This window comes from Streptomyces fuscichromogenes, assembly GCF_014645815.1.
Taxonomy (GTDB): Bacteria; Actinomycetota; Actinomycetes; order Streptomycetales; family Streptomycetaceae; genus Streptomyces; species Streptomyces fuscichromogenes.
Genome location: NZ_BMML01000002.1, coordinates 25985 through 49605 on the forward strand (window position 1 = coordinate 25985; position 23621 = coordinate 49605).

Below are 23621 nucleotides of genomic sequence, written 5' to 3' on the forward strand. Positions count from 1 at the left end.
GCTCTGCGGGGCGCGTGCGCGGGCACTCGCTCTAGCTACCCGAGCGCCCCTGGACGTACTCCGTCGGAAGGACCGGTTCCCCGCGCGACAGCTGCGTCGCGGAGAGCGGCAGGTTCGCGCGGGCCGCCGCGTGCCGGGTGCGGGGCGCGTCCAGGGGCTCGCGGGCGACGACCTCGCCGGACTTCACCAGTTCGACCAGCAGCTGCCGGTCGACCAGCCCGGCCGGGACCTCGCCCGTGCCGACCACCTCGGCCTCCGCCACCCCGTCGGCGTCCAGCCGCCGCGCCGCCCACTTGCGGCCGCCCATGGACGTCTTGCCGCCCGACGACTTCTTCGCCACCGGCACCAGCGGCGCCTTCGGATCGGCGGACTCGGCACGCGCGACCAGCTTGTAGACCATGGAGCAGGTGGGGTGCCCGGAGCCGGTCACCAGCTGGGTGCCGACGCCGTACGCGTCCACGGGGGCGGCGGCGAGCGAGGCGATGGCGTACTCGTCGAGGTCGGAGGTCACGATGATCCGGGTGTCCCGCGCGCCCAGCTCGTCCAGCTGCTGGCGCACCCGGTGGGCGACCAGCAGCAGGTCGCCGGAGTCGATGCGGACCGCGCCCAGCTCGGGCCCGGCCACCTCCACGGCCGTACGGACCGCCTCCGCGACGTCGTAGGTGTCGACCAGCAGGGTGGTGCCGCGGCCGAGGGAGTCGACCTGGGCGCGGAAGGCGTCCCGCTCGTGGTCGTGGAGCAGGGTGAAGGCGTGGGCGGAGGTGCCGACGGTCGGGATGCCGTAGCGGAAGCCGGCGGCCAGGTCGGAGGTGGTGGCGAAACCGCCGACGTAGGCGGCGCGGGAGGCGGCGACGGCGGCCAGTTCGTGGGTGCGGCGGGCGCCCATCTCGATCAGCGGGCGGTCCCCGGCGGCCGAGGACATGCGGGAGGCGGCGGCCGCGATCGCGGAGTCGTGGTTGAGGATGGAGAGGAGCACGGTCTCCAGGAGCACGCACTCGGCGAAGGAGCCCTCGACCCGCACGATCGGGGAGCCCGGGAAGTAGACCTCGCCCTCGGGGTAGCCCCAGATGTCGCCGCTGAAGCGGTAGCCGGCGAGCCACTCCAGGGTCGGCCCGTCGACGATCTTCCGTTCCTGGAGGAAGCGGAGGACGTCCGCGTCGAAGCGGAAGTTCTCGACCGCGTCCAGGACGCGGCCGGTGCCCGCCACGACGCCGTAGCGGCGCCCGTCGGGCAGTCGCCGGGTGAAGACCTCGAAGACGCTGCGCCGCTCGGCCGTACCCGCCTTCAGGGCCGCCTGCAGCATCGTCAGCTCGTACTGGTCCGTGAAGAGCGCCGTCGACGGGACGTCCACCGGCAGGCCAAGGTCCGCAGTGTTCATGACGACAGATGCTACACCCCTTCGCGTCAGTGTGACGATTTAAGCGCCCCGTGGCAGCATGGGCCTTGTGACGTCACCCGCTCCCGTAGAGATCGAACGTACCGAGTCGGCGGAGGAGGTCTTCGCCGTCCCCGAGCCGGACGTCCCGTGGATCACGATCGTGCACAACGACCCGGTCAACCTCATGAGCTACGTGACGTACGTCTTCCAGACGTACTTCGGCTATCCCAAGGACAAGGCCACCAAGCTCATGCTGGACGTCCACCACAAGGGCCGCGCGGTCGTCTCCAGCGGCAGCCGCGAGGAGATGGAACGCGACGTGCAGGCCATGCACGGCTACGGTCTGTGGGCGACCCTCCAGCAGGACCGGAAGTAGCCGCACCCGCGGTGGCCGCACCCGCCGGACGGGGGTGCCCGCATCGCTTCGACCTCCTCCTCCGCCCTGCAGCCGCACGTACCAGAACCCGCTCGGGCCGGCCGTCAACGCACTCGGCGTTACCGCCGACCTGACCCAGAGGACCCCTCCCCATGCCAGGAATCTTCGAACCGCTCCCCGGCGGCGGCGCGGCCGTCGCGCTCGACGACGTCGAGATCTCCATCATCCGGTCGCTGGCCGTCCAGCTCCTGGAGCTCATCGGCCCCGGCCCCGCCGAGGACGCGCCCGACGACCCGCTCGCCGAGCTGTTCGCCGAGGGGCCGAGCGAGGCGCCCAGCGACCCGGTGCTGCGCCGGCTCTTCCCGGACGCCTACGGCGACCCCGAGCGGCTCCCGAAGTCCCCGGAGGAGGCCGAGGAGCAGCAGGCCCACTCCGCGGAGTTCCGCCGCTACACCGAGAACGACCTCAGGGCCGGAAAGCGGGGGACCGCCCTCGCGGTGATCCGCTCCCTCGACGCCCTCGCCCCGGAGGGGAAGGGCGACGCGGTCCTCAAGCTGGCGCCCGAGGAGTCCCGGCAGTGGCTCGGCGCCCTCACCGACCTGCGCCTGGCGATCGGCTCCCGCCTCGACATCACCGACGAGGACGACACCGACCTGCTCTACCGGCTCCCGGACGAGGACCCGCGCAAGCCGATGGTGATGGCGTACCTGTGGCTCGGCGGCCTCCAGGAGACCCTGGTCGCCACCCTTATGCCGTAATACGTCCCGGATGCATCAATACGTCCCGGATACATCGCGGATACGTCCCGGTTTCGCGTTCGCTCAGAGGACGCTCAGATCCGGATAACGATCCCGTCACCGTTGCGGCCTGTTATGACCTTTTTGGCCGCACTTTGTCCACTTCTTCCAGTGTTGTACGCCACAATCCCTCTCGGCGGAACCGGGTGATCAGCGTTGCGGCCGTGATAAATCTTCACGACCGCCCGGCGAACACCACCCATGTGTACGTCCGGGTGCGCCACCGAACCGGCAACCACCGGTCAGGCACCGCTCCAGCAATCCGGGGGGATCGAAACCCGATCCGAGGCCGACGAGAGGCCCGGGTCGGCATGGAGAAAGGCGCACACCACACATGACCTCCGCTCAGGTCGGCACGCCGGGGAAGGGCTCCGGGTCCCCGGAAGCACCCGAGGCCTCCGAAGAGGGGTACGAGCGCGGACTCGGCAGCCGCCAGGTCCAGATGATCGCCATCGGCGGCGCCATCGGCGTCGGGCTCTTCCTGGGTGCCGGGGCGAACATCGCCAAGGCCGGTCCCAGCCTCATCCTGATGTACGCCCTCGCCGGCGGCATCATCTTCTTCATCATGCGGGCCCTCGGCGAGCTGCTGCTCTACCGCCCGGTCTCCGGCTCCTTCGCCGAGTACTCCCGGGAGTTCCTCGGCCCGTTCTTCGGCTACTTCACCGGCTGGACGTACTGGCTGATGTGGGTCGTGACGGGCATGGCGGAGCTCACCGCCGCGGCGATCTACGTGAACTACTGGTTCCCGTCCGTCCCGCAGTGGGTGACCGCGCTCGTCTTCCTGGTGATCCTCTTCGGGGTCAACCTGATCTCGGTGAAGGTCTTCGGGGAGCTGGAGTTCTGGTTCTCCATGGTCAAGGTCACCGCCCTGATCGGCATGATCGTGATCGGTCTCGGCGTCCTCACCTTCGGCTTCAGCGCCGCCGGTGACACCGCGTCGGTCGCGAACCTCTACCAGTTCGACGGCTTCTTCCCCAAGGGCGTCGGCTCCTCCCTGATGACCCTTCAGGGCGTCATGTTCGCCTACCTCGCGGTCGAGCTGGTCGGCGTCACCGCCGGCGAGTCGGAGAACCCGGAGAAGACCCTCCCCAAGGCGATCAACACCCTCCCCTGGCGTATCGCGCTCTTCTACGTCGGCGCGCTCACGGTGATCCTCTGCGTGGTGAAGTGGACGGAGTTCGCCCCGGGCGTCAGCCCCTTCGTGGCCGCCTTCGCGAAGATCGGCATCCCGGCCGGTGCCGGCATCGTCAACTTCGTCGTGCTGACCGCCGCCCTGTCCTCCTGCAACTCCGGCATGTACTCCACGGGCCGCATGCTGCGGAACCTGGCCGACAGCGGCGAGGCCCCGGCCGTCTTCCGCAGGCTGTCCGCGTCGAAGACCCCGGCGCTCGGCATCACGGTCTCGGTCCTCTTCATGGGCATCGGCGTGGTCCTCAACTACGTCGTCCCGGAGAAGGCGTTCGGCTACGTCACCTCGGTCGCCACCGCGGCCGGCATCTGGACCTGGCTGATGATCCTGATCAGCCACGTCCTCTACCGCCGCGCGGTCGACGCCGGCCGCCTGCCCGCGTCCTCCTTCCCGGCCCCCGGCGGCGCCAGGTGCAGCTGGATCGCGATCGCCTTCCTCCTCTTCGTGACCTGCCTGATCGCGTACGACGGCGACTCCCGGGTGTGCCTGTACGTCATGGCCGGCTGGGCCGCCGCGCTGGGCGTCGGCTGGCTGGTGCTGAAGAACCGCAACCCCGAGGTCGCCGAGCGCCACGAGCCGGCACCGCTGGAAAAGGTGAGCTAACCCCCCCAGGACGCCCGCCGCGGGGAGCACTCGTGGCGCCCCTCGCGGCAGCCGCTCAGGGCGTCCGGCATCTGGGCCGTCCCGTACCAGCCTTCGGTACGGGGCGGCCCTCTGCTTATCCTGGCGACCATGCTGACCATCACCCAGGCCCTCGTCGACCAGATCGTCGCGCACGCGCGCAAGGACCACCCGGACGAGGCGTGCGGCGTCGTCGCGGGCCCGGCGGGCTCGGACCGGCCCGAGCGGTTCATCCCGATGCTGAACGCGGCGATGTCGCCGACGTTCTACGAGTTCGACTCCGGGGACCTGCTCAAGCTGTACCGGGAGATGGACGACCGGGACGAGGAGCCGGTGATCGTCTACCACTCCCACACGGCGACGGAGGCGTACCCGTCCCGCACGGACATCTCCTACGCGAACGAGCCCGGCGCCCACTACGTCCTCGTCTCCACCGCCGACACCGACTCCCTGGGCGACTTCCAGTTCCGCTCGTACCGCATCGTGGACGGCGTGGTCACGGAGGAGGAGATCACCATCGTCGAGACATACTGACCTCCCCACCACCTTCCCCTCCGCCGCCTGCCCCCTGCCCGCCTTCGGCGGTGCCGGACCGGCCGGTGTTCACGTGCGGGCCGGTGGGGGCTGGTCGCGCAGTTCCCCGCGCCCCTGGGTGGGCTGCCCTGCCCGGCGGTGATCCATCGCCCCTTCTCCGCCGATCACCAAACCCTTCTGTGCCGCCTGTCCTCCGCCCGTCTTTTCTTTCCGCCGCAACGGCGCTCGGCCACGACGGTGGATTTCGGCGGTGTCGGAGCGACCTGGTGAGGGTTATCTCATAGTTCGGTCAGAATCCGTCCGGGATGTGGAATCACACTCCGGGACCGGTACCGGGAATCGATACGATGACCCCATGGTTCTGAACGACGTGGGCGACAAGGCGCGGGGCACCCTGCTCGTGGCGCGGCTGCACGTCGATCTGTGCAGGCTGAACAGCGCCATCTGTTGACGTTTCCCTGCCGCCGTACGGCCATGAGCCGCGGCGTGCTGCTGTGCGCGCCCAACCACCCAGACTTCCCGACAGGAGCCCGCAACCATGGCCATCGAGGTCCGCATCCCGACCATCCTCCGCCAGTACACCGACGGTCAGAAGGCGGTGGAGGGCACCGGTGAGACCATCGCCGACCTCTTCAACGACCTGGAGACCCGGCACGCCGGCATCCACGCCCGCATCGTGGACGACGGCAAGCTGCGCCGCTTCGTCAACGTGTACCTGAACGACGAGGACGTCCGTTTCGTCGACGGCATCAACACCAAGCTCACCGACGGCGACACCGTGACGATCCTGCCGGCCGTCGCCGGCGGCATGGCCTGAGATCGGCATGCGCTACGACTCCCCGTTGGCCGCGGTCGGCAACACCCCCCTGGTGCGCCTGCCGCGGCTCTCGCCGTCCGCCGACGTCCGGATCTGGGCCAAGCTGGAGGACCGCAACCCGACCGGCTCGGTCAAGGACCGCCCCGCCCTGCACATGATCGAGCAGGCGGAGAAGGACGGCCGGCTGACCCCGGGCTGCACCATCCTGGAGCCGACCTCGGGGAACACCGGCATCTCGCTGGCGATGGCCGCCAAGCTCAAGGGCTACCGGATGGTCTGCGTGATGCCCGAGAACACCTCGCAGGAGCGGCGGGACCTGCTGGGGATGTGGGGCGCGGAGATCATCTCCAGCCCGGCCGCGGGCGGTTCCAACACCGCCGTGCGGGTGGCCAAGGAGCTGTCCGCCGAGCACCCGGACTGGGTGATGCTCTACCAGTACGGCAACCCGGACAACGCCGGTGCGCACTACGCGACCACCGGTCCGGAGATCCTCGCCGACCTGCCGTCGGTGACGCACTTCGTGGCGGGGCTGGGGACGACCGGCACGCTGATGGGCGTCGGGCGGTATCTGCGGGAGCACAAGCCGGACGTGAAGATCGTCGCCGCCGAACCCCGGTACGACGACCTGGTGTACGGGCTCAGGAACCTCGACGAGGGCTTCGTGCCCGAGCTGTACGACGCCTCCGTGCTCACCACCCGGTACTCCGTCGGCTCCGCGGACGCGGTGACCCGGACCCGGGACCTGCTCCAGCAGGAGGGCATCTTCGCGGGCATCTCCACCGGCGCCGCGCTGCACGCCGCGATCGGCGTCGGGAAGAAGGCCGTACAGGCCGGCGAGAGCGCGGACATCGTGTTCGTCGTCGCCGACGGCGGCTGGAAGTACCTGTCGACCGGCGTCTACACCGCCGCCACGACCGAGGAAGCCATCGAGACCCTCCAGGGTCAGCTCTGGGCATAGTGCTCATCATGTACGCGCCAACCCCCTCCTATGAGGGGGCTAAGCGCTGTTTATGGCGTAGCAAAGATCTTCGTCCGGGGGAACCGGTCCCCGGCGAACCCCGCTAGGTTCCTCACCGTCCTGTCATGCCACGCACATCGGCATCCCAGGGTGTTTGAAGTGTCATGCTCATGACCGCGCACTCTGCCGCCGCTACGCGCGTCACGGGCCTGCCTTGTAACCCCACCGATGGAGGCAGTACCCCCATGCGTGAATCACGACGGAGCCTGCGAAGACTTCTGGCCTTCGCCTTCCCCGCCCTCGCCCTCGCCGTCTCCGGTTTCGTAGCAGCGCCGACCGCACAGGCACAGGCGTCGGCACACACCGTCGCCCCCCTGGCCACCGCCCAGAGCACCCGGGCCGCCCAGAACTCCAAGGCCCTCACCGACCCCGCCCGGCAGGCCGTGCACAGCACCGGCAAGGCCGGTCAGAAGGTGCCCACCAAGCACCTGTGCGCCACCGTCTCCAAGCCCGGTGAGGTCAACTGCTTCGCGCAGCGCCGCACCGACATCAAGCAGCAGCTGTCCGCCGCGCTCGCCGCCGCCCCCTCCGGCCTGAGCCCGACCAACCTGCACAGCGCCTACAACCTGCCCTCGACGGGCGGCTCCGGCCTGACCGTCGCCGTGGTCGACGCCTACAACGACCCCAACGCGGCCTCCGACCTGGCCACTTACCGCTCCACGTACGGGCTGTCGGCGTGCACCGTCGCCAACGGCTGCTTCAAGCAGGTCAGCCAGACCGGTTCGACGACCTCGCTGCCGACGAACGACTCCGGCTGGGCCGGCGAGGAAGCGCTCGACATCGACATGGTCAGCGCCGTCTGCCCGAACTGCAACATCATCCTCGTCGAGGCCAGCTCCGCCACCGACTCCGACCTCGGCACCGCCGAGAACGAGGCCGTCACCCTCGGCGCCAAGTTCGTCTCCAACAGCTGGGGCGGCTCCGAGTCCTCCTCCCAGACCAGTGAGGACACCTCGTACTTCAAGCACCCGGGTGTCGCGATCACCGTCTCCGCCGGTGACGAGGACTACGGCGCCGAGTACCCGGCGACCTCCCAGTACGTGACCGCCGTCGGCGGCACCGCGCTGTCCACCTCCTCCAGCACCCGCGGCTGGACCGAGTCCGTGTGGAAGACCAGCTCCTCCGAGGGCACCGGCTCCGGCTGCTCCGCCTACGACGCGAAGCCGAGCTGGCAGACCGACACCGGCTGCACCAAGCGCATGGAGTCCGACGTCTCCGCGGTCGCCGACCCGGCCACCGGCGTGGCGGTCTACGACACCTACGGCGGCTCCGGCTGGGCGGTCTACGGCGGTACGAGCGCCTCCTCGCCGATCATCGCCGGCGTGTACGCCCTCGCGGGCACCCCGGGTTCGAGCGACTACCCGGCGAAGTACCCGTACTCCCACACCAGCAACCTGTACGACGTGACCAGCGGCAACAACGGCTCCTGCTCGACGTCGTACTTCTGCACCGCCGGCACCGGCTACGACGGTCCGACCGGCTGGGGCACCCCGAACGGCACCACCGCCTTCGCCTCGGGCACCAGCACCGGCAACACGGTGACCGTCACCAACCCCGGCAGCCAGTCCACCGCGACCGGCTCCTCGGTCAGCCTCCAGATCTCCGCCACCGACAGCGCGAGCGCCACCCTCACCTACAGCGCCAGCGGCCTGCCCACCGGCCTGTCCATCTCCAGCTCCACCGGTCTGATCTCCGGTACGGCGTCCACCGCGGGCACCTACAGCACCACCGTCACCGCGACCGACTCCACCGGCGCCTCCGGCACGGCCTCCTTCACCTGGACCGTCAGCACCAGCGGCGGCGGCACCTGCTCCTCGTCCCAGCTGCTGGGCAACGCGGGCTTCGAGTCGGGCAACACCACCTGGACCGCGAGCAGTGGCGTCATCACCAACTCCAGCAGCGAGTCGGCACACGCCGGCTCCTACTACGCCTGGCTCGACGGCTACGGCTCCTCGCACACCGACACGCTCTCCCAGTCGGTGACGATCCCGTCCGGCTGCACCGCCACCACGTTCACCTTCTACCTGCACGTCGACACCGCCGAGACCACCACCAGCACCCAGTACGACAAGCTGACGGTCACCGCCGGTTCGACCACCCTGGCCACCTACTCGAACCTCAACGCGGCCACCGGGTACGTGCAGAAGTCCTTCAGCCTCGGCTCCTACGCGGGCTCGACCGTCACCCTGAAGTTCAGCGGTGTCGAGGACTCCTCGCTCCAGACCAGCTTCGTCGTCGACGACACCGCCGTCACGACCGGCTGACCTCTTCCGCGAACTGACCGGATCCCGCGCCCGGAAGCCGTCCGGGTGCGGGATCCGTATGAGCGGCGGATACGTCATATCGGCACCAAGGGTCCGTACCCCGACGGAAAGGCGGACACCTCATGCGCCGTACGACGTTCCACCGCGCGACTCTCGCCGCGGCGACCCTGCTCCTGCTGGCGGGCTGCGGCTCCCAGAGCGGCGGCGGGGACAAGGGCAGCGGCGCGGTCTCCCCGAAGCCGACCCCGACCCCGAGCACGACCTCGACACCCACCCCCTCCGCCGGGGGTTCTTCCGCCGGCTGCACGCCCCTGACCGCCGAGCTCACCGCCGCCGACAGCGGCCGTACCTTCTGCCTGGCCCAGGACGGCACCTTCCGGGTCACCCTGACCGGCTCCGAGCAGCGCCCCTGGAAGAAGATCGGCACGGCCGGCGACACCACCGCCCTGAAGCCCGTGAACTACGGAATCATGCTGCGCGGCGGCGACGCCGGAGCCGCCTACCAGGCGGCCGCCGCGGGGACCGTGACGCTCTCCACCACCCGCCCGCTGTGCGCCGAGCCCACCGGCTCCGGCCAGGTCTCCTGCAAGGGAATCCAGGAGTGGCAGGTCACCGTGCGGGTGAGCTGAGCCTCAGCCCGCCAGGTGCCGGACCTGGTCCCACAGGACCGGGTCGACCACGCCCACCCGGCGCCGGAACTCCCACACCTCGATCTCGCGCAGCTCGTCGGTCTCCAGGAAGCTCGGCCGGCCCTGGGCGTCGCCGACCGAGCCGGGCGGCAGCGGGATCACCCCGGCGCGCTCGTCGTGGTACTTGCTGGTGATCTTCGCGATCGTCGCCCGGTCACCGCGCACGGCCAGCACCAGGCAGGGCCGGTCCTTGGCGCCGGGACCGTCCTCGTAGGGCACGTTGGCCCACCAGATGTCACCCGGGCGGGGCCGGCCGGCCTGCGCGCGGGTGCCGCGCGGATACCCCGGCGGGCGGGTGCGGTGCCCGCGCGGCCGGTGGCCCCTGCCCCAGCCGTCGACGAGCGTGGCGACCAGCGCCAGCAGGACCACTGCCGCGAGCGCGAGCCACCATGACGTGTCCATACGACGACGTTACCGGCGCGAGATAAACGATGCGCGCCCTTGCGCGATCCTCATACGCCCCCGGTCCAGCCGAACCGGTGACACCACAGGTGAGTTCGCCCACAACGGCCCCTGGCGGAGGAGCGACCGGCTCTTTTGCGCCTTACGCTCGACAAACCGCACGACCCCCGTCATGCCCTTTTTCCCGACTCCTGTGCCCAGCGCATCTGGGTTTCCGCCAACGGAGGTTTCTGCTTCATGAAGCTCACCGTCGTCGGCTGCTCGGGGTCGTTCCCGTCCGCGGAATCGGCCTGTTCGAGCTACCTCGTAGAGGCCGACGGCTTCCGGCTGCTCCTCGACATGGGCAACGGCGCCCTGGGCGAGCTGCAGCGCCACTGCGGTCTCTACGACCTCGACGCGATCTTCCTGAGCCATCTGCACGCCGACCACTGCATCGACATGTGCGCCTACTTCGTGGCGCGCTACTACCGTCACGACGGCGGCCCGTGCCCCCCGATCCCGGTCTACGGCCCCGAGGGCACCGAGCACCGTCTCACCACGGCCTACGCCGACACCCCCACCGCCTCCTCGATGAGCGAGGTCTTCGACTTCCACACGGTCAAGCCGTCCACGTTCGACGTCGGGCCCTTCACGGTCCACACCGAGCGGGTCCGCCACCCCGTGGAGGCGTACGGCATCCGTGTCGAACACGCCGGGAAGTCCCTGACGTACTCGGGCGACACCGGAGTCACGGAGGCCCTGGAGGACCTGGCCCGGGACACCGACCTGTTCCTGTGCGAGGCGGCCTTCACGCACGGCAAGGAGAACATCCCGGACCTGCACCTCAACGGCCGCGAGGCCGGCGAGACCGCGGCCCGGGCGGGCGCCCGCCGCCTGGTCCTCACCCACATCCCGCCGTGGACCGACCCCGCCGTCAACCTCGCCGACGCCCGCGAGGTCTTCGACGGCCCGGTGGATCTCGCGGCGCCTCGGGCGACCTACGAGATCTGACGCACGTACGGCGTTCAGGGCCGTACGACGAGAAGGCCCCCGCCGTGGCGGGGGCCTTCGTCATGTCCGGTGCGGCCTCACGCCTTCGTGAGGTCCTCGATCTCCTCGTCGGGCTCGCGGCCCGGGGTGGGGAGGTTGAAGCGGACGATGGCGAAGCGGAAGACGAAGTAGTAGATCGCTCCGAACACCAGGCCGATCGGGATGATCAGCCAGGGCTTGGTCGCCAGGTTCCAGTTCAGGGCGTAGTCGATGACACCCGCGGAGAAGGTGAAGCCGGCGTGCACCCCGAGCGCCCAGGTGATCGCCATCGACAGGGCGGTGAGCACCGCGTGGATCACGTACAGCAGCGGCGCGATGAACATGAACGTGAACTCGATCGGCTCGGTCACACCGGTCACGAAGGAGGTCAGCGCCATCGACATCATCATGCCCATCACGGCCGCGCGGCGCTCCGGGCGGGCGGTGTGCGCGATGGCCAGGGCGGCGGCCGGGAGGCCGAACATCATGATGGGGAAGAAGCCGGACATGAACTGACCGGCCGTCGGGTCACCGGCGAAGAAGCGGGTCAGGTCGCCGTGGACGATCGTGCCGGACGCCGTCTTGTAGTCGCCGATCTGGAACCAGGAGACGGTGTTCACGAACTGGTGCATGCCGACCGGGATCAGCGCGCGGTTGATCAGGCCGAACAGACCGGCACCGAGGGCGCCCAGGCCCGTGATCCACTCACCGAAGTGGGAGATGCCCTCGCCGATCGGCTTCCAGACCAGGCCGAAGAAGACACCCATGACCGTGCCGACGAAGGCCATGATGATCGGGACGAGCCGGCGGCCGTTGAAGAAGCCGAGCCAGTCCACCAGCTTGGTCCGGTGGAAGCGCTGCCAGACCACCGCGCCCAGCAGACCCATCACCAGGCCGCCGAGGACTCCGGGGTTGTTGTAGGTCGCGGCTATGTCCGCGCCCTTCAGGACCTTCGCGTCGGTGACGGGGAACGCGGTGAGCACGTTCTTGTAGACCAGGAAGCCGACCAGGGCGGCCAGCGCGGTGGAGCCGTCCGACTTCTTGGCGAAGCCGATCGCGACACCGATGCAGAACAGCATCGGGAGGTTGTCGAAGATCGCGCCGCCGGCCGTGGCGAACACCGAGGTGACCTTGTCGGGCAGGTGCAGCTTGTCGTGGATGTCCTGCTGACCGAAGCGGAGCAGCAGACCAGCCGCCGGAAGTACGGCGATCGGGAGCTGGAGACTGCGGCCGACCTTCTGCAGACCCTGGAACAGACCGGATCCCCACTTCTTTGTGGGGGCCGCCGTCGAGGTGGCGGTTGTCATACTTCCTCCATCGGTGGTGGTCTACACCACTCAGTGGTGTAGACCTGTTGTACACGATGGGGGCGTTATAAGGAACCCGTCAGTTCCGCAACCGGAGCATTACGCGGTGTGTACCGCCGGGTGACAGGCTGCTCAGGCCTTGGTGACGTCCTCCACCTCGCCCTCCGGTTCTCGCCCTGGCGTCCTCAGGTCGAACCGCGTGATGGCGAACCGGAAGATCGCGTAGTAGACCGCCGCGAAGCACAGGCCGATCGGAACGATCAGCCAGGGCTTCGTCGCCAGGTGCCAGTTGATGACGTAGTCGATCAGTCCGGCCGAGAAGCTGAACCCGTCATGCACCCCGAGCGCCCACGTCACCGCCATCGACACCCCGGTGAGCAGGGCGTGCACCGCGTACAGCAGCGGCGCGACGAACATGAACGAGTACTCCAGCGGCTCGGTGATGCCCGTCACGAACGACGTCAGCGCCACCGACAGCATCAGCCCGCCGATCTCCTTGCGCCGGTGCGGTCTCGCGCAGTGCGTGATCGCGAGCGCGGCCGCCGGCAGCGCGAACATCATGATCGGGAAGAAGCCCGAGGTGAACTGGCCGGCGCTCGGATCACCCTCCAGGAACATGTTGACGTCGCCGTGCACCACCCGGCCGTCCGGCGTGGTGTAGCTGCCGAACTGGAACCAGATGGGCACGTTCAGGAACTGGTGCAGCCCGATCACCAGCAAAGCCCGGTTCGCGACCCCGAACACCCCGGCGCCCCACGCGCCCGCGTCCCGCAGCCAGTGACTGAAGCTCTCCAGCGCGCCGCCGACCGGCGGCCAGACCCACAGGCACAGCGCGGCGAACGCGATGGCCACGAACGACATCAGGATCGGGACCAGCCGCCGCCCGTTGAAGAACCCGAGCCAGTCCACCAGCCGCGTCCGGTGGTACCGGGCCCAGAAGAAGGCGGACAGCAACCCCAGCGCGATCCCTCCGAAGACCCCCGGATTCTGGAACGTGAACGCCGTAACCGTCCCGTCGGTCACCTGGCACCCGATCCCGGGCACCGCCCGCGAACCCCCGGGACAGTCCTCCGGGAACTGGTGCAGCACCCCGTAGTAGACGAGGAACCCCGCCACCGCCGCCAGCGCCGTCGAACCGTCCGCCTTCCTCGCCATCCCGATCGCGACCCCGACGCAGAACAGCAGCGGCAGCCCGATCGACCCGTCCAGCAGCGCGCCGCCCGCGCCCTTCATCACCCGGGAGACATCCGTCCAGCCCAGCCCCTGGTCGCCGAACATGTCCGGCTGGCCGAACCGGTTGAGGATGCCTGCCGCCGGCAGCACCGCGATCGGCAGCTGAAGACTGCGGCCCATCTTCTGGAGCCCCTGGAACAGCGCGTTCCACCGCTCCCGCCCGGGATCGACCGTCCTGCCGGCACTCTCGGCACTCATGCGCGCGTCCTCCGGGCCGCTCGGCTGCACCGCGGGATCGCCGCGGGGGTTTGTCGACCGCCCGCCAGCTGGTGTAGACCAGTCGGCAGACGGTTCCGCCGCGGTGCTCGCCATCATTCGGCACCGGCGGTACGGCCGCTCGCAAAGATGGGCCAACTGTGGGTTACTGCGACAAAGCGGTTCGGATCAGGGAGAAGGAACATGGCCAGCAAGGCTGAGAAGATCGTCGCCGGCCTCGGCGGAATCGAGAACATCGAGGAGATCGAAGGCTGCATCACCCGGCTGCGCACCGAGGTGAACGACCCCTCGCTGGTCGACGACGCCGCGCTCAAGGCCGCCGGCGCCCACGGTGTCGTCAAGATGGGCACCGCCATCCAGGTCGTCATCGGCACCGACGCCGACCCGATCGCCGCGGAGATCGAGGACATGATGTAGCCCACGGGTTCGCCGGGTTCACCGGGTTCGCCGGGTTCGCCGGCGAGGGGCTCTTCCCGCCTGGGGAGGGCCCCTTCCGTCGCTCCCGATAGGCTCACGACCATGTCTCGAATCGACGGCCGCACCCCCGAACAACTCCGCCCGGTCACCATCGAACGCGGCTGGAGCAAGCACGCCGAGGGCTCCGTCCTCGTCTCCTTCGGCGACACGAAGGTCTTCTGCACCGCCTCCGTCACCGAAGGCGTCCCCCGCTGGCGCAAGGGCAGCGGCGAGGGCTGGGTCACCGCGGAGTACTCCATGCTCCCCCGCGCCACCAACACCCGCGGCGACCGCGAGTCGGTCAAGGGCAGGATCGGCGGCCGCACCCACGAGATCTCCCGCCTCATCGGCCGTTCCCTGCGCGCCGTCATCGACTACAAGGCCCTCGGCGAGAACACCGTGGTCCTCGACTGCGACGTCCTCCAGGCCGACGGCGGCACCCGCACGGCCGCCATCACCGGCGCGTACGTCGCCCTCGCCGACGCCGTCGCCTGGGCGAAGGAGCGCAAGCTCGTCAAGGCCGGCCGCCAGCCCCTGACCGGCACCGTCTCCGCCGTCTCCGTCGGCATCGTCGGCGGGGTCCCGCTCCTGGACCTCTGCTACGAGGAGGACGTCAGGGCCGAGACCGACATGAACGTCGTCTGCACCGGCGACGGCCGCTTCGTCGAGGTCCAGGGCACCGCCGAGGCCGAGCCCTTCGCCCGCGACGAACTCAACGCCCTCCTCGACCTCGCGGTCGCCGGCTGCACCGACCTGGCAGCCATCCAGCAGGCAGCGCTCGAAGAGGCCCTCAAGAAGTAAAGGGAAAGGAAAAAGCAGAGGTACGACGGCGCAACCCGGGCGGTCGACCCCGCGTCCCTATGAATACGGGCGCACGGCACGTACATCCGTGCGCCCGGCCAGCCGTACAACGGGGAGGGGAACCCACATCATGGCCGCCAGCAGACGCCGAGGGCGCCGTCGCGTCACCGCCATCGCCGCCGTAGCCGCGACCACCGCACTCACCGCCGCTCTGCTGGCCGGCTGCGGCTCGGTCGACACGGCACTGGACTGCGTCCGCACCGCGGACTCCATCGCCGACAGCGTCACCGCCCTCCAGCAGGCCGTGGAGAACGCGGCGAACGACCCCACCCGGACCGACGCCTCCCTCGACTCGATCCAGCAGAACCTGAAGAAGATCGGCGACAGGACGGACGACGCCGACGTCAACAAGGCGGTCGACCAGCTCCAGCAGGCCGTGGACAACGTCCGTACGGCCGTCAGGAACGGCGACTCGACCCCCGACGTCACCCCGGTCACCGACGCGGCCGGCGAACTGACCAAGGTCTGCACGCCGTAAGCGGCAGTCCGGGCCCTTGGGATACTGCCTCCCATGACGACCCGCCTGATCCTCGCCACCCGCAACGCGGGCAAAATCATCGAACTCCGCGCCATCCTCGCCGAGGCGGGCCTGCCCCATGAGCTGGTGGGTGCGGACGCGTACCCCGACATCCCCGACGTCAAGGAAACGGGCGTCACCTTCGCGGAGAACGCGCTGCTGAAGGCCCGCGCCCTCGCCCAGGCCACCGGTCTCCCCGCCGTCGCCGACGACTCCGGCCTCTGCGTCGACGTCCTGAACGGCGCCCCCGGCATCTTCTCCGCCCGCTGGGCCGGCCGCCACGGCGACGACCGGGCCAACCTGGACCTCCTCCTGGCCCAGCTCTCCGACATCGCCGACGAGCACCGGGCGGCCCACTTCGCCTGCGCGGCGGCCCTGGCGCTGCCGGACGGCACGGAACGCGTGGTCGAGGGCCAACTCCGGGGCGTGCTCCGCCACACCCCGACCGGCACGAACGGCTTCGGCTACGACCCGATCCTCCAGCCGGAGGGGGAGTCACGGACCTGCGCGGAACTGACCCCCGCCGAGAAGAACACGATCAGCCACCGGGGGAAGGCGTTCCGGGCGCTGGTGCCGGTGGTGCGGGAGCTGTTGGGCTGAGACGCAGCCGAGGGGCGCCCATGTCGGGCGCCCCTCGGTGCACGTACGGCCGGTGGGACTCGAACCCACACGGGCTTTCGCCCATTGCGCCCTAAACGCAACATGTCTGACCAATTCCATCACGGCCGCTCAAAACGGTCATCGTGCTCGACCGGCGGCACTCAGTGTACGGGGCCGTCGGGACACTCGGCGAGTGGGACTCTGCTCTTCTGGCGACACCACGTCTCTGTCAGGGCATGGCAGTTGGGGCACAGATATCGAAGGTTCTCCTGGCGGTTGTCCCGCCAGTTGCCGTTGACATGGTCGATCTGCAAGGTGATCGGACGCCCGCGCCACTCACCAACGTTGCCGCACTCCACGCACGCATACGGCACCCCGATCTCGGTCAGAGCTTGGTGAAGTCGGGATCTGTTTGTCCGTCCGGCCTGCTGGGGCAGGATCACCAGCACTCGATGCGATGTCGACGGAGGTGCCGGCCGCTCGGGTCGTCCCCAGGACCGGCGCGTGAAGTGGCCGGTGTCGAGGCCGAGGCGGGAGGCGGCGCGCCGTACGCGTCGGTGGTTGGTGTCGTTGACGTCCATCCCGAGTCCACGCATGACCTCGGCGTAGCTGGTGCAGGTCCCTACCAGGCCGCGTAGTTCGTCCTCGGGAATCACCGCACGTCGATGTGAGAAGTGGCTGGTGTCGATGAGCTGGGCCGCCAACATGCGACACAGCGTCGCCCGGGACCGGCTGTCATCGGGAACACCCAACATGCGAGCCACGCCCCGCACGCTGGTGACTGTGGCCGCGGCGGCCCGGAGTTCTTCCGAAGTGAAAGGCAGATCCAGTTCGGGGCGGTCCATGCCGGGGAAATGGCTGATGTCGATGCCTGCGGCGTCAAGGCGGCGTCGGATGTGCGAGAGGGTCCCCGTGGCTGGTGTGGCGCCCAGCTTGAGCGCCACTTCTCGCAGGGAGGACGAGGATGTGGCGGCTTCCGCGATGGCGGCGTCGGGGTACTTGCGCCATGGGCTGCGCTTGACGAAGTGGCTTGTATCGAGTTCGTGACGTGTCACGTGCTCCTGCAGCACCCGCCTTTGACCGCCACTCGGATTCAGGCTCAGTCGCCGCATGAGATCGGTCCAGTTGCGCGCTTGAGCGACTTCCGGCGCCAGCCGCTCCCTGGTGTACGCACCAGCTCCCATCGAGCCCCCTCCGTCTCCGGCCGCACATTCGCAGCCCGTACGGAGTAACGAACCGCTTATCGGACAGTCACGCCCGAAGGTCGGTGAATCGAGGAAAGGGAAACGGCTCGCGCCAGGGAGTCCCGGTGCGAGCCGTCGGTGTCGGTGGGCGGGTGGGGGTCAGATGCCCAGGTCCTTGATGATCTTGGCGACGTGGCCGGTGGCGCGGACGTTGTAGAGGGCTCGTTCCACCTTGCCCTGTTCGTCGACGATGACCGTGGAGCGGATGACGCCCAGGTAGGTCTTGCCGTAGTTCATCTTCTCGCCGAAGGCGCCGTACGCGTCCAGGACCTTCTTGTCGGGGTCGGCGAGGAGGGTGACCTTGAGGTTCTCCTTGTCGCGGAACTTGCCGAGTTTCTCCGGGGCGTCGGGGGAGATGCCGAGGACGTCGTAGCCGGCGTCGGCCAGGAGGGAGAGGTTGTCCGTGAAGTCGCAGGCCTGCTTCGTGCAGCCGGGGGTGAGGGCGGCCGGGTAGAAGTAGACGATGACCTTGCGGCCCTTGTGGGCGGAGAGGGACACCTCGTTGCCGTCGGCGTCGGAGAGGGTGAAGTCGGGGGCTACGTCCCCGGGCTGGAGTCGCTCGCTCATCGGTCTAGCGTAACGGGGGGTCCTGACATGGCGACCGTGGTGAGAACTGACAGACTGTCCAGAACATGCAGTACGGCAGAGTTCGGAGGGCCTACGGTGGCGGAGACGTCGGACACCAGAACCCCGGCGCAGATCGAGGCGGACATCAAGCGCCGCCGCGAGGTGCTGGCCGAGACGCTGGACGAGATCGGGGTGCGAGTGCATCCGAAGACCATCGTCGGCGACGCGAAGGCCAAGGTCGCGGCCAACGTCGATCACACGCTCGGGAGGGCCTACGTCCAGGTCAACCGGGTCGTGAGTGAGGTGCGGGCGCAGTTCGTGGACGAGGAGGGCGCACCCCGGCTGGAGCGGGTGGTGCCGGTCGCCCTCGTCGCCGTGGGGGTCGTCGGGCTGCTGGTCTTCAGCGGTACCCGGCGACGCAAGAGCTGACCAGAGGCAGGTAGGTTCACAGGCGTGAGCGCCAAGAGAGACGAGCAGAGCAGCCGGCACGACAAGCTGCCGATCCGGATGCTGCACGACCGGGTCCTGGTCAAGCAGGACACCGGTGAGGGTGAGCGACGGTCGGGCGGGGGCATCCTGATTCCCGCCACGGCGGCCGTCGGGCGCCGGCTGGCCTGGGCCGAGGTGGTCGCGGTCGGGCAGAACGTACGGACGGTGGAGCCCGGCGACCGGGTGCTGTACGACCCGGAGGACCGTGCCGAGGTCGAGGTGCGCGGGGTCGCGTACGTGCTGATGCGGGAGCGCGACCTGCACGCGGTGGCCGCGGACCGCTTCGAGGGCTCGGAGGACTCGACCGGCCTGTATCTGTGACGCGGAGAGCCGAAGGGGCCTGGTGACCGTGGTCACCAGGCCCCTTCGGCGTGCCGGGGCGACCAGCGGTCATTGAACGAACCCGAACCCGCCTCCGTCGCCCGCTGTCGTGCCGGTGGTGGTGCCGCTGTCGGTGCCGGTCGTCGTCCCCGTACTGGTGCCCGCGGTCGTGGTTCCGGTGGAGGTGCCGGAGTCCGTGCCCGAGGTCGTCGTGCCCGTGCTGGTGCCCGAGGTGGTGGTACCGGACGTGGTGGTGCCGTCGGTGGTGGAGCCGTCCGTCGTGGTGCCGTCGGTGGTGGAGCCGGTGGTGCCGTCGGTGGTGGAGCCGTCCGTGGTGCCGCCGTTGCCGGTGCCGCCGCCGGTGGTGCCGCCGTTGTCCTGGCCCTGGTCCGTGGTGCCGCCGGTGCCCGGGGTGGCCGAGGCCTGGGTGCCCGGGGCCACGGTCTCGGCGCCGGCCTGGAGGTCCAGGTCGAACTCGGAGGCCGTGGTGCCCTTCAGGGCCGCCTTGGTGTACTCCGCCCAGATCTCCGTCGGAGCCCCGCCGCCGTTGATCCGGGGGAGCCCGAGCGCGCCGTACAGCGACTTGTGCGCGGCCGTGACCGGGTCCTGGCCCATCACGGAGACGACGGTGGCGAGGTCCGGGGTGTAGCCCGCGAACCAGGCGGCGGTGTCCTCCTCGGCGGTGCCGGTCTTGCCGGCGGCCGGGCGGCCGGCGGCCTGGGCGGCGGTGGCGGTGCCGTTGTCGACCACGCTCTGCAGGATCGAGGTCGTGGTGTCGGCGGCCTGCCGGCTGACGGCCTGCTTGGTCGCCGCGTCCGGCAGCCTGATCTCCTGCGTGCCGTCCCGGGTGACCTTGTCGACCATCGTGTACGTGCCGTGCTTGCCGTGGTTGGCGAGCGTGGCGTACGCCTCCGCCATGTCCAGGACGCTGGCGGTGGCGGTGCCGAGGGCGATGGACGGGTACGGCTGGAGGTCCTTGGTGTCGGAGGGGATGCCCAGGTCGACGGCGGTCTGCTTGACCTTGGAGGGGCCGACGTCGACGGCCATCTGCGCGTACACCGAGTTCACGGAGAGGTCGGTGGCCTTGCGGACGGTGATCTTGCCGTACGACTTCTCGTCCTCGTTCTCCGGTGCGTAGGCGCCGCCGGGCCAGCCCTGGACGGCGCGCTTGTTGGTGCCGTCGTAGTAGGTGTTCGGGGTGATGGTCTGGCCGGACTGGGTGGTGGAGCCGTTGTCGACGGCGGAGGCGAACACGAACGGCTTGAAGGTGGAGCCGACCTGGAAGTCGCCGCGGGTCGCGCCGTTGGTGTACTGCTTCACGTAGTCGATGCCGCCGTACATGGCGACGACCTTGCCGGTCTTCGGGTCGACGGAGGCGCCGCCGGCCCGCACGTAGGTGTCGACCTTGTTCTTCTTGTTCAGCTGGGAGATCAGCTTGTCGTCGACCGCCTTCACGAAGGCGTTCTGCCGGGACTTCTGCAGCGTGGTGGTGATGCGGTAGCCGCCGGCCTCCAGGGCGTCCGAGTCGACGATCTTGTTCTTGATCAGGTAGTCGTTGACGGCGTTGACGATGTAGCCGCGCTGCCCGGACATGCCGGTGGAGACGGTCTGCTCCTTGGGCATCGGGAACTTCATGCCGGCCCGCTTCGCGTCGGTGAGCCAGCCCTTCTTGACCATGCCGTCCAGGACGTAGTTCCAGCGGGCGACGGCCGCGGCCTTGTTCTCGGGATGGGCGACGACGTCGTACTCGCTGGGCGCGTTCACGAGCGCGGCGAGGTAGGCGGCGCGGGCCGGGTCGAGGTCGGTGGCGTCCATGCCGTAGTAGGCCTGGGCGGCGGCCTGGATGCCGTAGGCGTTGCGGCCGAAGTAGCTGGTGTTGAGGTAGCCCTCCAGGATCTTGTCCTTGGACTCCGTGCGGTCCAGCTTGATCGCGATGAAGAACTCCTTCACCTTGCGGGTGACGGTCTGCTCCTGGGCGAGGTAGTAGTTCTTCACGTACTGCTGGGTGATCGTCGAGCCGGACTGGGTGCCCTTGCCGGTCGCGGTGTTCCAGCCGGCCCGCAGCATCGCCTTGGGGTCGATGGCGGACTCGTTGTAGAACTCGCGGTCCTCGGCGGCGAGCACGGCGTGCTGGGCGTCCGCGGAGACCTGGGCGAGGGTCACGTTCTCCCGGTTGACCTCGCCGTCGCGGGCGAGCTGGGAGCCGTCGGCGTACAGGTACACGTTGGACTGCTTGGTGGCGAACGCGTTGGCCGCCGGGATCTTCACCATCGAGTAGCCGACGAAGAACAGGCCGACCAGCAGCAGGGTCCCGAGCACGAAGGCGCCGAGCACCATCCGCCAGGTCGGGAGGATCCGCCGCCATCCGGTCCGCTTGGGCCGCTTCATCTTCTTCCCGCCCCCGTTCGTCGGCACGTCGGCCGCGGGCGGTTCCGCCCCGGGCGCCGTGGGCGCGAGGGGAGCGGTGACCGCGGTGGCCGCCGCGGCCGCGGCGGCCACCCCGGGCGTCTTTGCCTTCGGGATCCTGACCGCCGCGAGCTGCCGTGTCTGCGTGTCCTGTGCGTCCTGCCGGTTCTCGGTCGCCGCGGGCGGGCGCGCCTTCGGCACCGTGACCGCCGTGAGCTGCCGTGTGTGGGTGTCCTCGGCCGCCGCCTTCGGCGGTGCGGTCTTCTTCTCGCCCGTCCTCTCGTCGCCCGGCTTCCCGCCCGCCGGCGGCTGCTCCGTCCGCGCCGTCGGCCCGGCCGCCGCGGGCGGCTCCGGCTGCTTCGCCTCGGCCGCCGGCTGCGGCGGGTTCTTCTTCTCCTCGGCCGCAGTCGGCGGCTCCGTCGGGCCTCCGCCGCCCTGGTTCGGATGTTGCGGCTGCGGCTCGTCGCTCATGTCGTGCACGGACTCCTGTTTCGCGTCGTACATTTGTTCCCGTACGACCTCGTACGCTTCTGCGCTCCCTGTTGAAGACTCTCGCACCGCGCGTTCCGTTCCCGGATTCCGGCACGCTTCGGTCACGGAAATTGCGTGGCCTGCGATGTCGTCCGCGCAGTAGGCTCCTGCGCTTCGGTGTCGGGCGGTCCGGGAGGTCGGTTGGCGTGGGCGTGGGGCGGTTGTACACGGCCGTCGCGGCGGGGGGTTTCCGACGGTACGCGACGTATCGGGCGGCCACCGCGGCCGGGGTGTTCACCAATACGGCCTTCGGGATCATCCTCGTCTACACGTATCTGGCGCTGTGGGACGAGAAACCGCACCTCGGGGGCTACGACCAGGCGCAGGCGGTGACCTACGTATGGCTCGGGCAGTGTCTTTTCGCCACCCTCGCGATCTCGGGCGGGGGCGTGGAAAAAGACCTGATGGAGCGTATCCGAACGGGCGCGATCGCGATCGACCTGTACCGTCCGGCCGATCTTCAACTGTGGTGGTTGTCGACCGATCTGGGTCGTTCGCTGTTCCAGCTGCTGGGACGGGGGGTGATCCCCTTCCTCGTCGGCGCGGTGTTCTTCCCGATGGCGCTGCCCGTGGACGCCGGCACCTGGGCCGCCTTCCTGGTGGCGCTGCTGCTCGCGATGCTCGTCAGCTTCGGCATCCGCTACCTGCTCGCGCTGAGCGTGTTCTGGCTGCTGGACGGCATGGGCGTCAGCCAGGTCCTGGCGATCACGGGGATCTTCTTCTCGGGCATGTCCCTGCCGCTGAACGTCTTCCCGGGCGCCTTCGGCGAGGTCGTCCGCTTCCTGCCGTGGGCGGCGCAGCTCCAGGTCCCGGCGGACGTGCTGCTGGGGGAGACCGGTCTGACACGGGCGTTCGCCTTCCAGGCGGCGTGGGCGGCGGCGCTGCTCACGGCGGGGCGGCTGCTCCAGTCGGCGGCGACCCGCAGGGTGGTGGTGCAGGGTGGGTGAGCGTGCCCGGGAGGGGCTGCGGGCGTACCGGCTGATCGCCGCGATGTGGATGCGCTCCACGATGATGTACCGGACCTCCTTCGCCCTCACGATGGCCGGGAACCTGCTGGTGACCGGGCTGGACTTCGCCACGATCCTGCTGATGTTCTCGCGGGTCGACTCGCTCGGCGGCTGGTCGCTGCCCGAGGTCGCCTTCCTGTACGGCCTGTCGGCGACCGCGTTCGGCTTCGCCGACCTGGTGCTGGGCTCGATGGACGTGCTGGGCACCCGGATCCGCGACGGTTCCTTCGACATGCTGCTGGTCCGGCCCGCTCCGGTGCTCGCCCAGATCGGCGCGGACCACTTCGCGCTGCGCCGCCTCGGCCGCGTCGTCCAGGGCGCGGTGGTGCTGGGCTGGGCGCTGGTATCCGCCGGTATCGACTGGACACCGGCGAAGGTGCTGCTGGTCCCGCTGATGCTGGGCGCCGGCGCGGCGATCTTCTGCGCGCTGTTCGTGGCGGGCGCCGCCTTCCAGTTCCTGGCGCAGGACGCGGCGGAGGTGCAGAACTCGTTCACGTACGGCGGTACGACGCTGCTCCAGTACCCGCCGACGGTGTTCGGGAAGGACTTCGTGCGCGGGGTGACGTTCCTGCTGCCGCTGGCCTTCGTCAACTGGGTGCCGGCCGCGTACGTGCTGGGGCGGCCGTATCCGCTGCGGCTGCCGGCGTGGGCGGCGTGGTCGCCGCCGCTGGTGGCGGTGGTGTGCTGCGCGCTGGCGGGTCTGGCCTGGCGGGCGGGCCTCAGGGCGTACCGGAGCACGGGCAGCTGATCCATGACCGGAGCGAGAGGAGGAG

General features: G+C 69.6%; 25 protein-coding genes and 1 tRNA gene. 18 read left to right on the forward strand and 8 right to left on the reverse strand.

All coding sequences use genetic code 11. The annotated features are described in order from the left end of the window. Nucleotides 1-31 precede the first annotated feature (31 nt). Entirely contained in the window at nucleotides 32-1378 is a 1347-nt protein-coding gene (locus IEZ11_RS03865) for a nicotinate phosphoribosyltransferase (RefSeq protein WP_189261141.1), read from the reverse strand. Nucleotides 1379-1436: 58 nt separating this feature from the next. Here IEZ11_RS03865 and clpS point away from each other — a divergent pair, with 58 nt between their 5' ends. The 9 genes from clpS (at nucleotide 1437) to IEZ11_RS03905 (ending at nucleotide 9623) form a co-directional block, all read left to right on the forward strand. Further along, nucleotides 1437-1754 carry an ATP-dependent Clp protease adapter ClpS gene (clpS, locus tag IEZ11_RS03870; protein WP_189261142.1) on the forward strand — a complete coding sequence of 106 codons (318 nt, stop codon included), beginning with the start codon at nucleotides 1437-1439 and terminating at the stop codon, nucleotides 1752-1754. A gap of 152 nt (nucleotides 1755-1906) precedes the next feature. Then, nucleotides 1907-2512, forward strand: coding sequence for a DUF2017 domain-containing protein (locus IEZ11_RS03875; protein WP_189261143.1), 606 nt, complete (start codon nucleotides 1907-1909; stop codon nucleotides 2510-2512). Nucleotides 2513-2885: 373 nt separating this feature from the next. Next, nucleotides 2886-4343, forward strand: a complete 1458-nt coding sequence (locus tag IEZ11_RS03880) for an amino acid permease (RefSeq protein WP_189261144.1) — start codon at nucleotides 2886-2888, stop codon at nucleotides 4341-4343. A 129-nt stretch (nucleotides 4344-4472) separates the two neighbouring features. After that, on the forward strand, nucleotides 4473-4895 hold the full coding sequence (locus tag IEZ11_RS03885; RefSeq protein WP_189261145.1) for a M67 family metallopeptidase: 423 nt from the start codon (nucleotides 4473-4475) through the stop codon (nucleotides 4893-4895). A gap of 355 nt (nucleotides 4896-5250) precedes the next feature. Continuing rightward, nucleotides 5251-5346 carry a putative leader peptide gene (locus tag IEZ11_RS52360; RefSeq protein ID WP_350784557.1) on the forward strand — a complete coding sequence of 32 codons (96 nt, stop codon included), beginning with the start codon at nucleotides 5251-5253 and terminating at the stop codon, nucleotides 5344-5346. An 87-nt stretch (nucleotides 5347-5433) separates the two neighbouring features. Beyond that, nucleotides 5434-5712 (forward strand): MoaD/ThiS family protein, encoded by a 279-nt coding sequence (locus tag IEZ11_RS03890; RefSeq protein ID WP_189261146.1) that lies wholly within the window; start codon nucleotides 5434-5436, stop codon nucleotides 5710-5712. A gap of 7 nt (nucleotides 5713-5719) precedes the next feature. Next, nucleotides 5720-6670 (forward strand): PLP-dependent cysteine synthase family protein, encoded by a 951-nt coding sequence (locus IEZ11_RS03895; protein WP_089106667.1) that lies wholly within the window; start codon nucleotides 5720-5722, stop codon nucleotides 6668-6670. Between the two features lie 245 nt (nucleotides 6671-6915). After that, on the forward strand, nucleotides 6916-8994 hold the full coding sequence (locus tag IEZ11_RS03900) for a putative Ig domain-containing protein (RefSeq protein ID WP_189261147.1): 2079 nt from the start codon (nucleotides 6916-6918) through the stop codon (nucleotides 8992-8994). Nucleotides 8995-9116: 122 nt separating this feature from the next. Then, nucleotides 9117-9623 carry a hypothetical protein gene (locus IEZ11_RS03905; RefSeq protein ID WP_189261148.1) on the forward strand — a complete coding sequence of 169 codons (507 nt, stop codon included), beginning with the start codon at nucleotides 9117-9119 and terminating at the stop codon, nucleotides 9621-9623. 3 nt (nucleotides 9624-9626) lie between these two features. Here IEZ11_RS03905 and IEZ11_RS03910 read toward each other — a convergent pair whose 3' ends face one another. Continuing rightward, a complete protein-coding gene (locus IEZ11_RS03910) occupies nucleotides 9627-10085 on the reverse strand; it encodes a type II toxin-antitoxin system PemK/MazF family toxin (protein WP_189261149.1) in 459 nt (152 codons plus the stop codon). 237 nt (nucleotides 10086-10322) lie between these two features. Between IEZ11_RS03910 and IEZ11_RS03915 the strand changes: the two genes are divergently transcribed. Further along, nucleotides 10323-11075 (forward strand): MBL fold metallo-hydrolase, encoded by a 753-nt coding sequence (locus IEZ11_RS03915; RefSeq protein WP_189261150.1) that lies wholly within the window; start codon nucleotides 10323-10325, stop codon nucleotides 11073-11075. A 77-nt stretch (nucleotides 11076-11152) separates the two neighbouring features. Here the strand turns inward: IEZ11_RS03915 and IEZ11_RS03920 are convergent, their stop codons facing one another. Together IEZ11_RS03920 and IEZ11_RS03925 are read right to left on the reverse strand one after the other, a co-directional pair. Further along, nucleotides 11153-12400 (reverse strand): PTS transporter subunit EIIC, encoded by a 1248-nt coding sequence (locus tag IEZ11_RS03920; RefSeq protein ID WP_189261151.1) that lies wholly within the window; start codon nucleotides 12398-12400, stop codon nucleotides 11153-11155. 132 nt (nucleotides 12401-12532) lie between these two features. After that, complete coding sequence (locus IEZ11_RS03925; RefSeq protein ID WP_189261152.1) at nucleotides 12533-13831, reverse strand: PTS transporter subunit EIIC; 1299 nt, start codon at nucleotides 13829-13831, stop codon at nucleotides 12533-12535. A 201-nt stretch (nucleotides 13832-14032) separates the two neighbouring features. On the opposite strand from IEZ11_RS03925, the gene IEZ11_RS03930 reads away from it, so the two are divergent. The 4 genes from IEZ11_RS03930 to rdgB all read left to right on the forward strand — a co-directional run bounded on the left by IEZ11_RS03930 (nucleotide 14033) and on the right by rdgB (nucleotide 16283). Beyond that, a complete protein-coding gene (locus IEZ11_RS03930) occupies nucleotides 14033-14266 on the forward strand; it encodes a PTS sugar transporter subunit IIB (protein WP_189261153.1) in 234 nt (77 codons plus the stop codon). A gap of 102 nt (nucleotides 14267-14368) precedes the next feature. Next, on the forward strand, nucleotides 14369-15106 hold the full coding sequence (rph, locus tag IEZ11_RS03935; RefSeq protein WP_189261154.1) for a ribonuclease PH: 738 nt from the start codon (nucleotides 14369-14371) through the stop codon (nucleotides 15104-15106). Between the two features lie 130 nt (nucleotides 15107-15236). Beyond that, complete coding sequence (locus tag IEZ11_RS03940; protein WP_189261155.1) at nucleotides 15237-15644, forward strand: hypothetical protein; 408 nt, start codon at nucleotides 15237-15239, stop codon at nucleotides 15642-15644. A 33-nt stretch (nucleotides 15645-15677) separates the two neighbouring features. Beyond that, the gene (gene rdgB, locus IEZ11_RS03945; RefSeq protein WP_189261156.1) at nucleotides 15678-16283 is read left to right on the forward strand and encodes an RdgB/HAM1 family non-canonical purine NTP pyrophosphatase; all 606 of its coding nucleotides are present in this window, start codon (nucleotides 15678-15680) and stop codon (nucleotides 16281-16283) included. Nucleotides 16284-16327: 44 nt separating this feature from the next. On the opposite strand, the gene IEZ11_RS03950 is transcribed toward rdgB, so the two are convergent. The 3 genes from IEZ11_RS03950 to bcp form a co-directional block, all read right to left on the reverse strand. After that, nucleotides 16328-16412: transfer RNA gene (locus IEZ11_RS03950), tRNA-Leu, on the reverse strand. A gap of 32 nt (nucleotides 16413-16444) precedes the next feature. Continuing rightward, complete coding sequence (locus IEZ11_RS03955) at nucleotides 16445-17467, reverse strand: HNH endonuclease (RefSeq protein WP_189261157.1); 1023 nt, start codon at nucleotides 17465-17467, stop codon at nucleotides 16445-16447. A 159-nt stretch (nucleotides 17468-17626) separates the two neighbouring features. After that, the gene (bcp, locus tag IEZ11_RS03960) at nucleotides 17627-18094 is read right to left on the reverse strand and encodes a thioredoxin-dependent thiol peroxidase (protein WP_189261158.1); all 468 of its coding nucleotides are present in this window, start codon (nucleotides 18092-18094) and stop codon (nucleotides 17627-17629) included. Between the two features lie 96 nt (nucleotides 18095-18190). Between bcp and IEZ11_RS03965 the strand changes: the two genes are divergently transcribed. After that, nucleotides 18191-18523 (forward strand): DUF3618 domain-containing protein, encoded by a 333-nt coding sequence (locus tag IEZ11_RS03965; RefSeq protein ID WP_089106679.1) that lies wholly within the window; start codon nucleotides 18191-18193, stop codon nucleotides 18521-18523. Nucleotides 18524-18547: 24 nt separating this feature from the next. Then, on the forward strand, nucleotides 18548-18904 hold the full coding sequence (locus tag IEZ11_RS03970; RefSeq protein ID WP_189261159.1) for a GroES family chaperonin: 357 nt from the start codon (nucleotides 18548-18550) through the stop codon (nucleotides 18902-18904). A gap of 69 nt (nucleotides 18905-18973) precedes the next feature. On the opposite strand, the gene IEZ11_RS03975 is transcribed toward IEZ11_RS03970, so the two are convergent. Beyond that, entirely contained in the window at nucleotides 18974-21292 is a 2319-nt protein-coding gene (locus tag IEZ11_RS03975) for a transglycosylase domain-containing protein (protein WP_189261716.1), read from the reverse strand. Nucleotides 21293-22002: 710 nt separating this feature from the next. Here IEZ11_RS03975 and IEZ11_RS03980 point away from each other — a divergent pair. Together IEZ11_RS03980 and IEZ11_RS03985 are read left to right on the forward strand one after the other, a co-directional pair. Next, complete coding sequence (locus IEZ11_RS03980; RefSeq protein ID WP_189261717.1) at nucleotides 22003-22788, forward strand: ABC transporter permease; 786 nt, start codon at nucleotides 22003-22005, stop codon at nucleotides 22786-22788. Between the two features lie 43 nt (nucleotides 22789-22831). Next, the gene (locus IEZ11_RS03985) at nucleotides 22832-23596 is read left to right on the forward strand and encodes an ABC transporter permease (protein WP_373294843.1); all 765 of its coding nucleotides are present in this window, start codon (nucleotides 22832-22834) and stop codon (nucleotides 23594-23596) included. Nucleotides 23597-23621: the final 25 nt, after the last annotated feature.

What these genes read in the sequence shown, in the direction of transcription:
- IEZ11_RS03910 (WP_189261149.1), bottom strand. Translation starts at nt 10,085, where the DNA reads ATGGACACGTCATGGTGGCTCGCGCTCGCGGCAGTGGTCCTGCTGGCG.
- IEZ11_RS03875 (WP_189261143.1), top strand. Translation starts at nt 1,907, where the DNA reads ATGCCAGGAATCTTCGAACCGCTCCCCGGCGGCGGCGCGGCCGTCGCG.
- IEZ11_RS03865 (WP_189261141.1), bottom strand. Translation starts at nt 1,378, where the DNA reads ATGAACACTGCGGACCTTGGCCTGCCGGTGGACGTCCCGTCGACGGCG.
- IEZ11_RS03985 (WP_373294843.1), top strand. Translation starts at nt 22,832, where the DNA reads ATGTGGATGCGCTCCACGATGATGTACCGGACCTCCTTCGCCCTCACG.
- IEZ11_RS03890 (WP_189261146.1), top strand. Translation starts at nt 5,434, where the DNA reads ATGGCCATCGAGGTCCGCATCCCGACCATCCTCCGCCAGTACACCGAC.
- IEZ11_RS03895 (WP_089106667.1), top strand. Translation starts at nt 5,720, where the DNA reads ATGCGCTACGACTCCCCGTTGGCCGCGGTCGGCAACACCCCCCTGGTG.
- bcp (WP_189261158.1), bottom strand. Translation starts at nt 18,094, where the DNA reads ATGAGCGAGCGACTCCAGCCCGGGGACGTAGCCCCCGACTTCACCCTC.
- IEZ11_RS03920 (WP_189261151.1), bottom strand. Translation starts at nt 12,400, where the DNA reads ATGACAACCGCCACCTCGACGGCGGCCCCCACAAAGAAGTGGGGATCC.
- rdgB (WP_189261156.1), top strand. Translation starts at nt 15,678, where the DNA reads ATGACGACCCGCCTGATCCTCGCCACCCGCAACGCGGGCAAAATCATC.
- IEZ11_RS03930 (WP_189261153.1), top strand. Translation starts at nt 14,033, where the DNA reads ATGGCCAGCAAGGCTGAGAAGATCGTCGCCGGCCTCGGCGGAATCGAG.
- IEZ11_RS03885 (WP_189261145.1), top strand. Translation starts at nt 4,473, where the DNA reads ATGCTGACCATCACCCAGGCCCTCGTCGACCAGATCGTCGCGCACGCG.
- IEZ11_RS03900 (WP_189261147.1), top strand. Translation starts at nt 6,916, where the DNA reads ATGCGTGAATCACGACGGAGCCTGCGAAGACTTCTGGCCTTCGCCTTC.
- rph (WP_189261154.1), top strand. Translation starts at nt 14,369, where the DNA reads ATGTCTCGAATCGACGGCCGCACCCCCGAACAACTCCGCCCGGTCACC.
- IEZ11_RS52360 (WP_350784557.1), top strand. Translation starts at nt 5,251, where the DNA reads ATGGTTCTGAACGACGTGGGCGACAAGGCGCGGGGCACCCTGCTCGTG.
- IEZ11_RS03915 (WP_189261150.1), top strand. Translation starts at nt 10,323, where the DNA reads ATGAAGCTCACCGTCGTCGGCTGCTCGGGGTCGTTCCCGTCCGCGGAA.
- IEZ11_RS03940 (WP_189261155.1), top strand. Translation starts at nt 15,237, where the DNA reads ATGGCCGCCAGCAGACGCCGAGGGCGCCGTCGCGTCACCGCCATCGCC.
- IEZ11_RS03905 (WP_189261148.1), top strand. Translation starts at nt 9,117, where the DNA reads ATGCGCCGTACGACGTTCCACCGCGCGACTCTCGCCGCGGCGACCCTG.
- IEZ11_RS03925 (WP_189261152.1), bottom strand. Translation starts at nt 13,831, where the DNA reads ATGAGTGCCGAGAGTGCCGGCAGGACGGTCGATCCCGGGCGGGAGCGG.
- IEZ11_RS03880 (WP_189261144.1), top strand. Translation starts at nt 2,886, where the DNA reads ATGACCTCCGCTCAGGTCGGCACGCCGGGGAAGGGCTCCGGGTCCCCG.
- IEZ11_RS03975 (WP_189261716.1), bottom strand. Translation starts at nt 21,292, where the DNA reads ATGAAGCGGCCCAAGCGGACCGGATGGCGGCGGATCCTCCCGACCTGG.
- IEZ11_RS03955 (WP_189261157.1), bottom strand. Translation starts at nt 17,467, where the DNA reads ATGGGAGCTGGTGCGTACACCAGGGAGCGGCTGGCGCCGGAAGTCGCT.
- clpS (WP_189261142.1), top strand. Translation starts at nt 1,437, where the DNA reads ATGGGCCTTGTGACGTCACCCGCTCCCGTAGAGATCGAACGTACCGAG.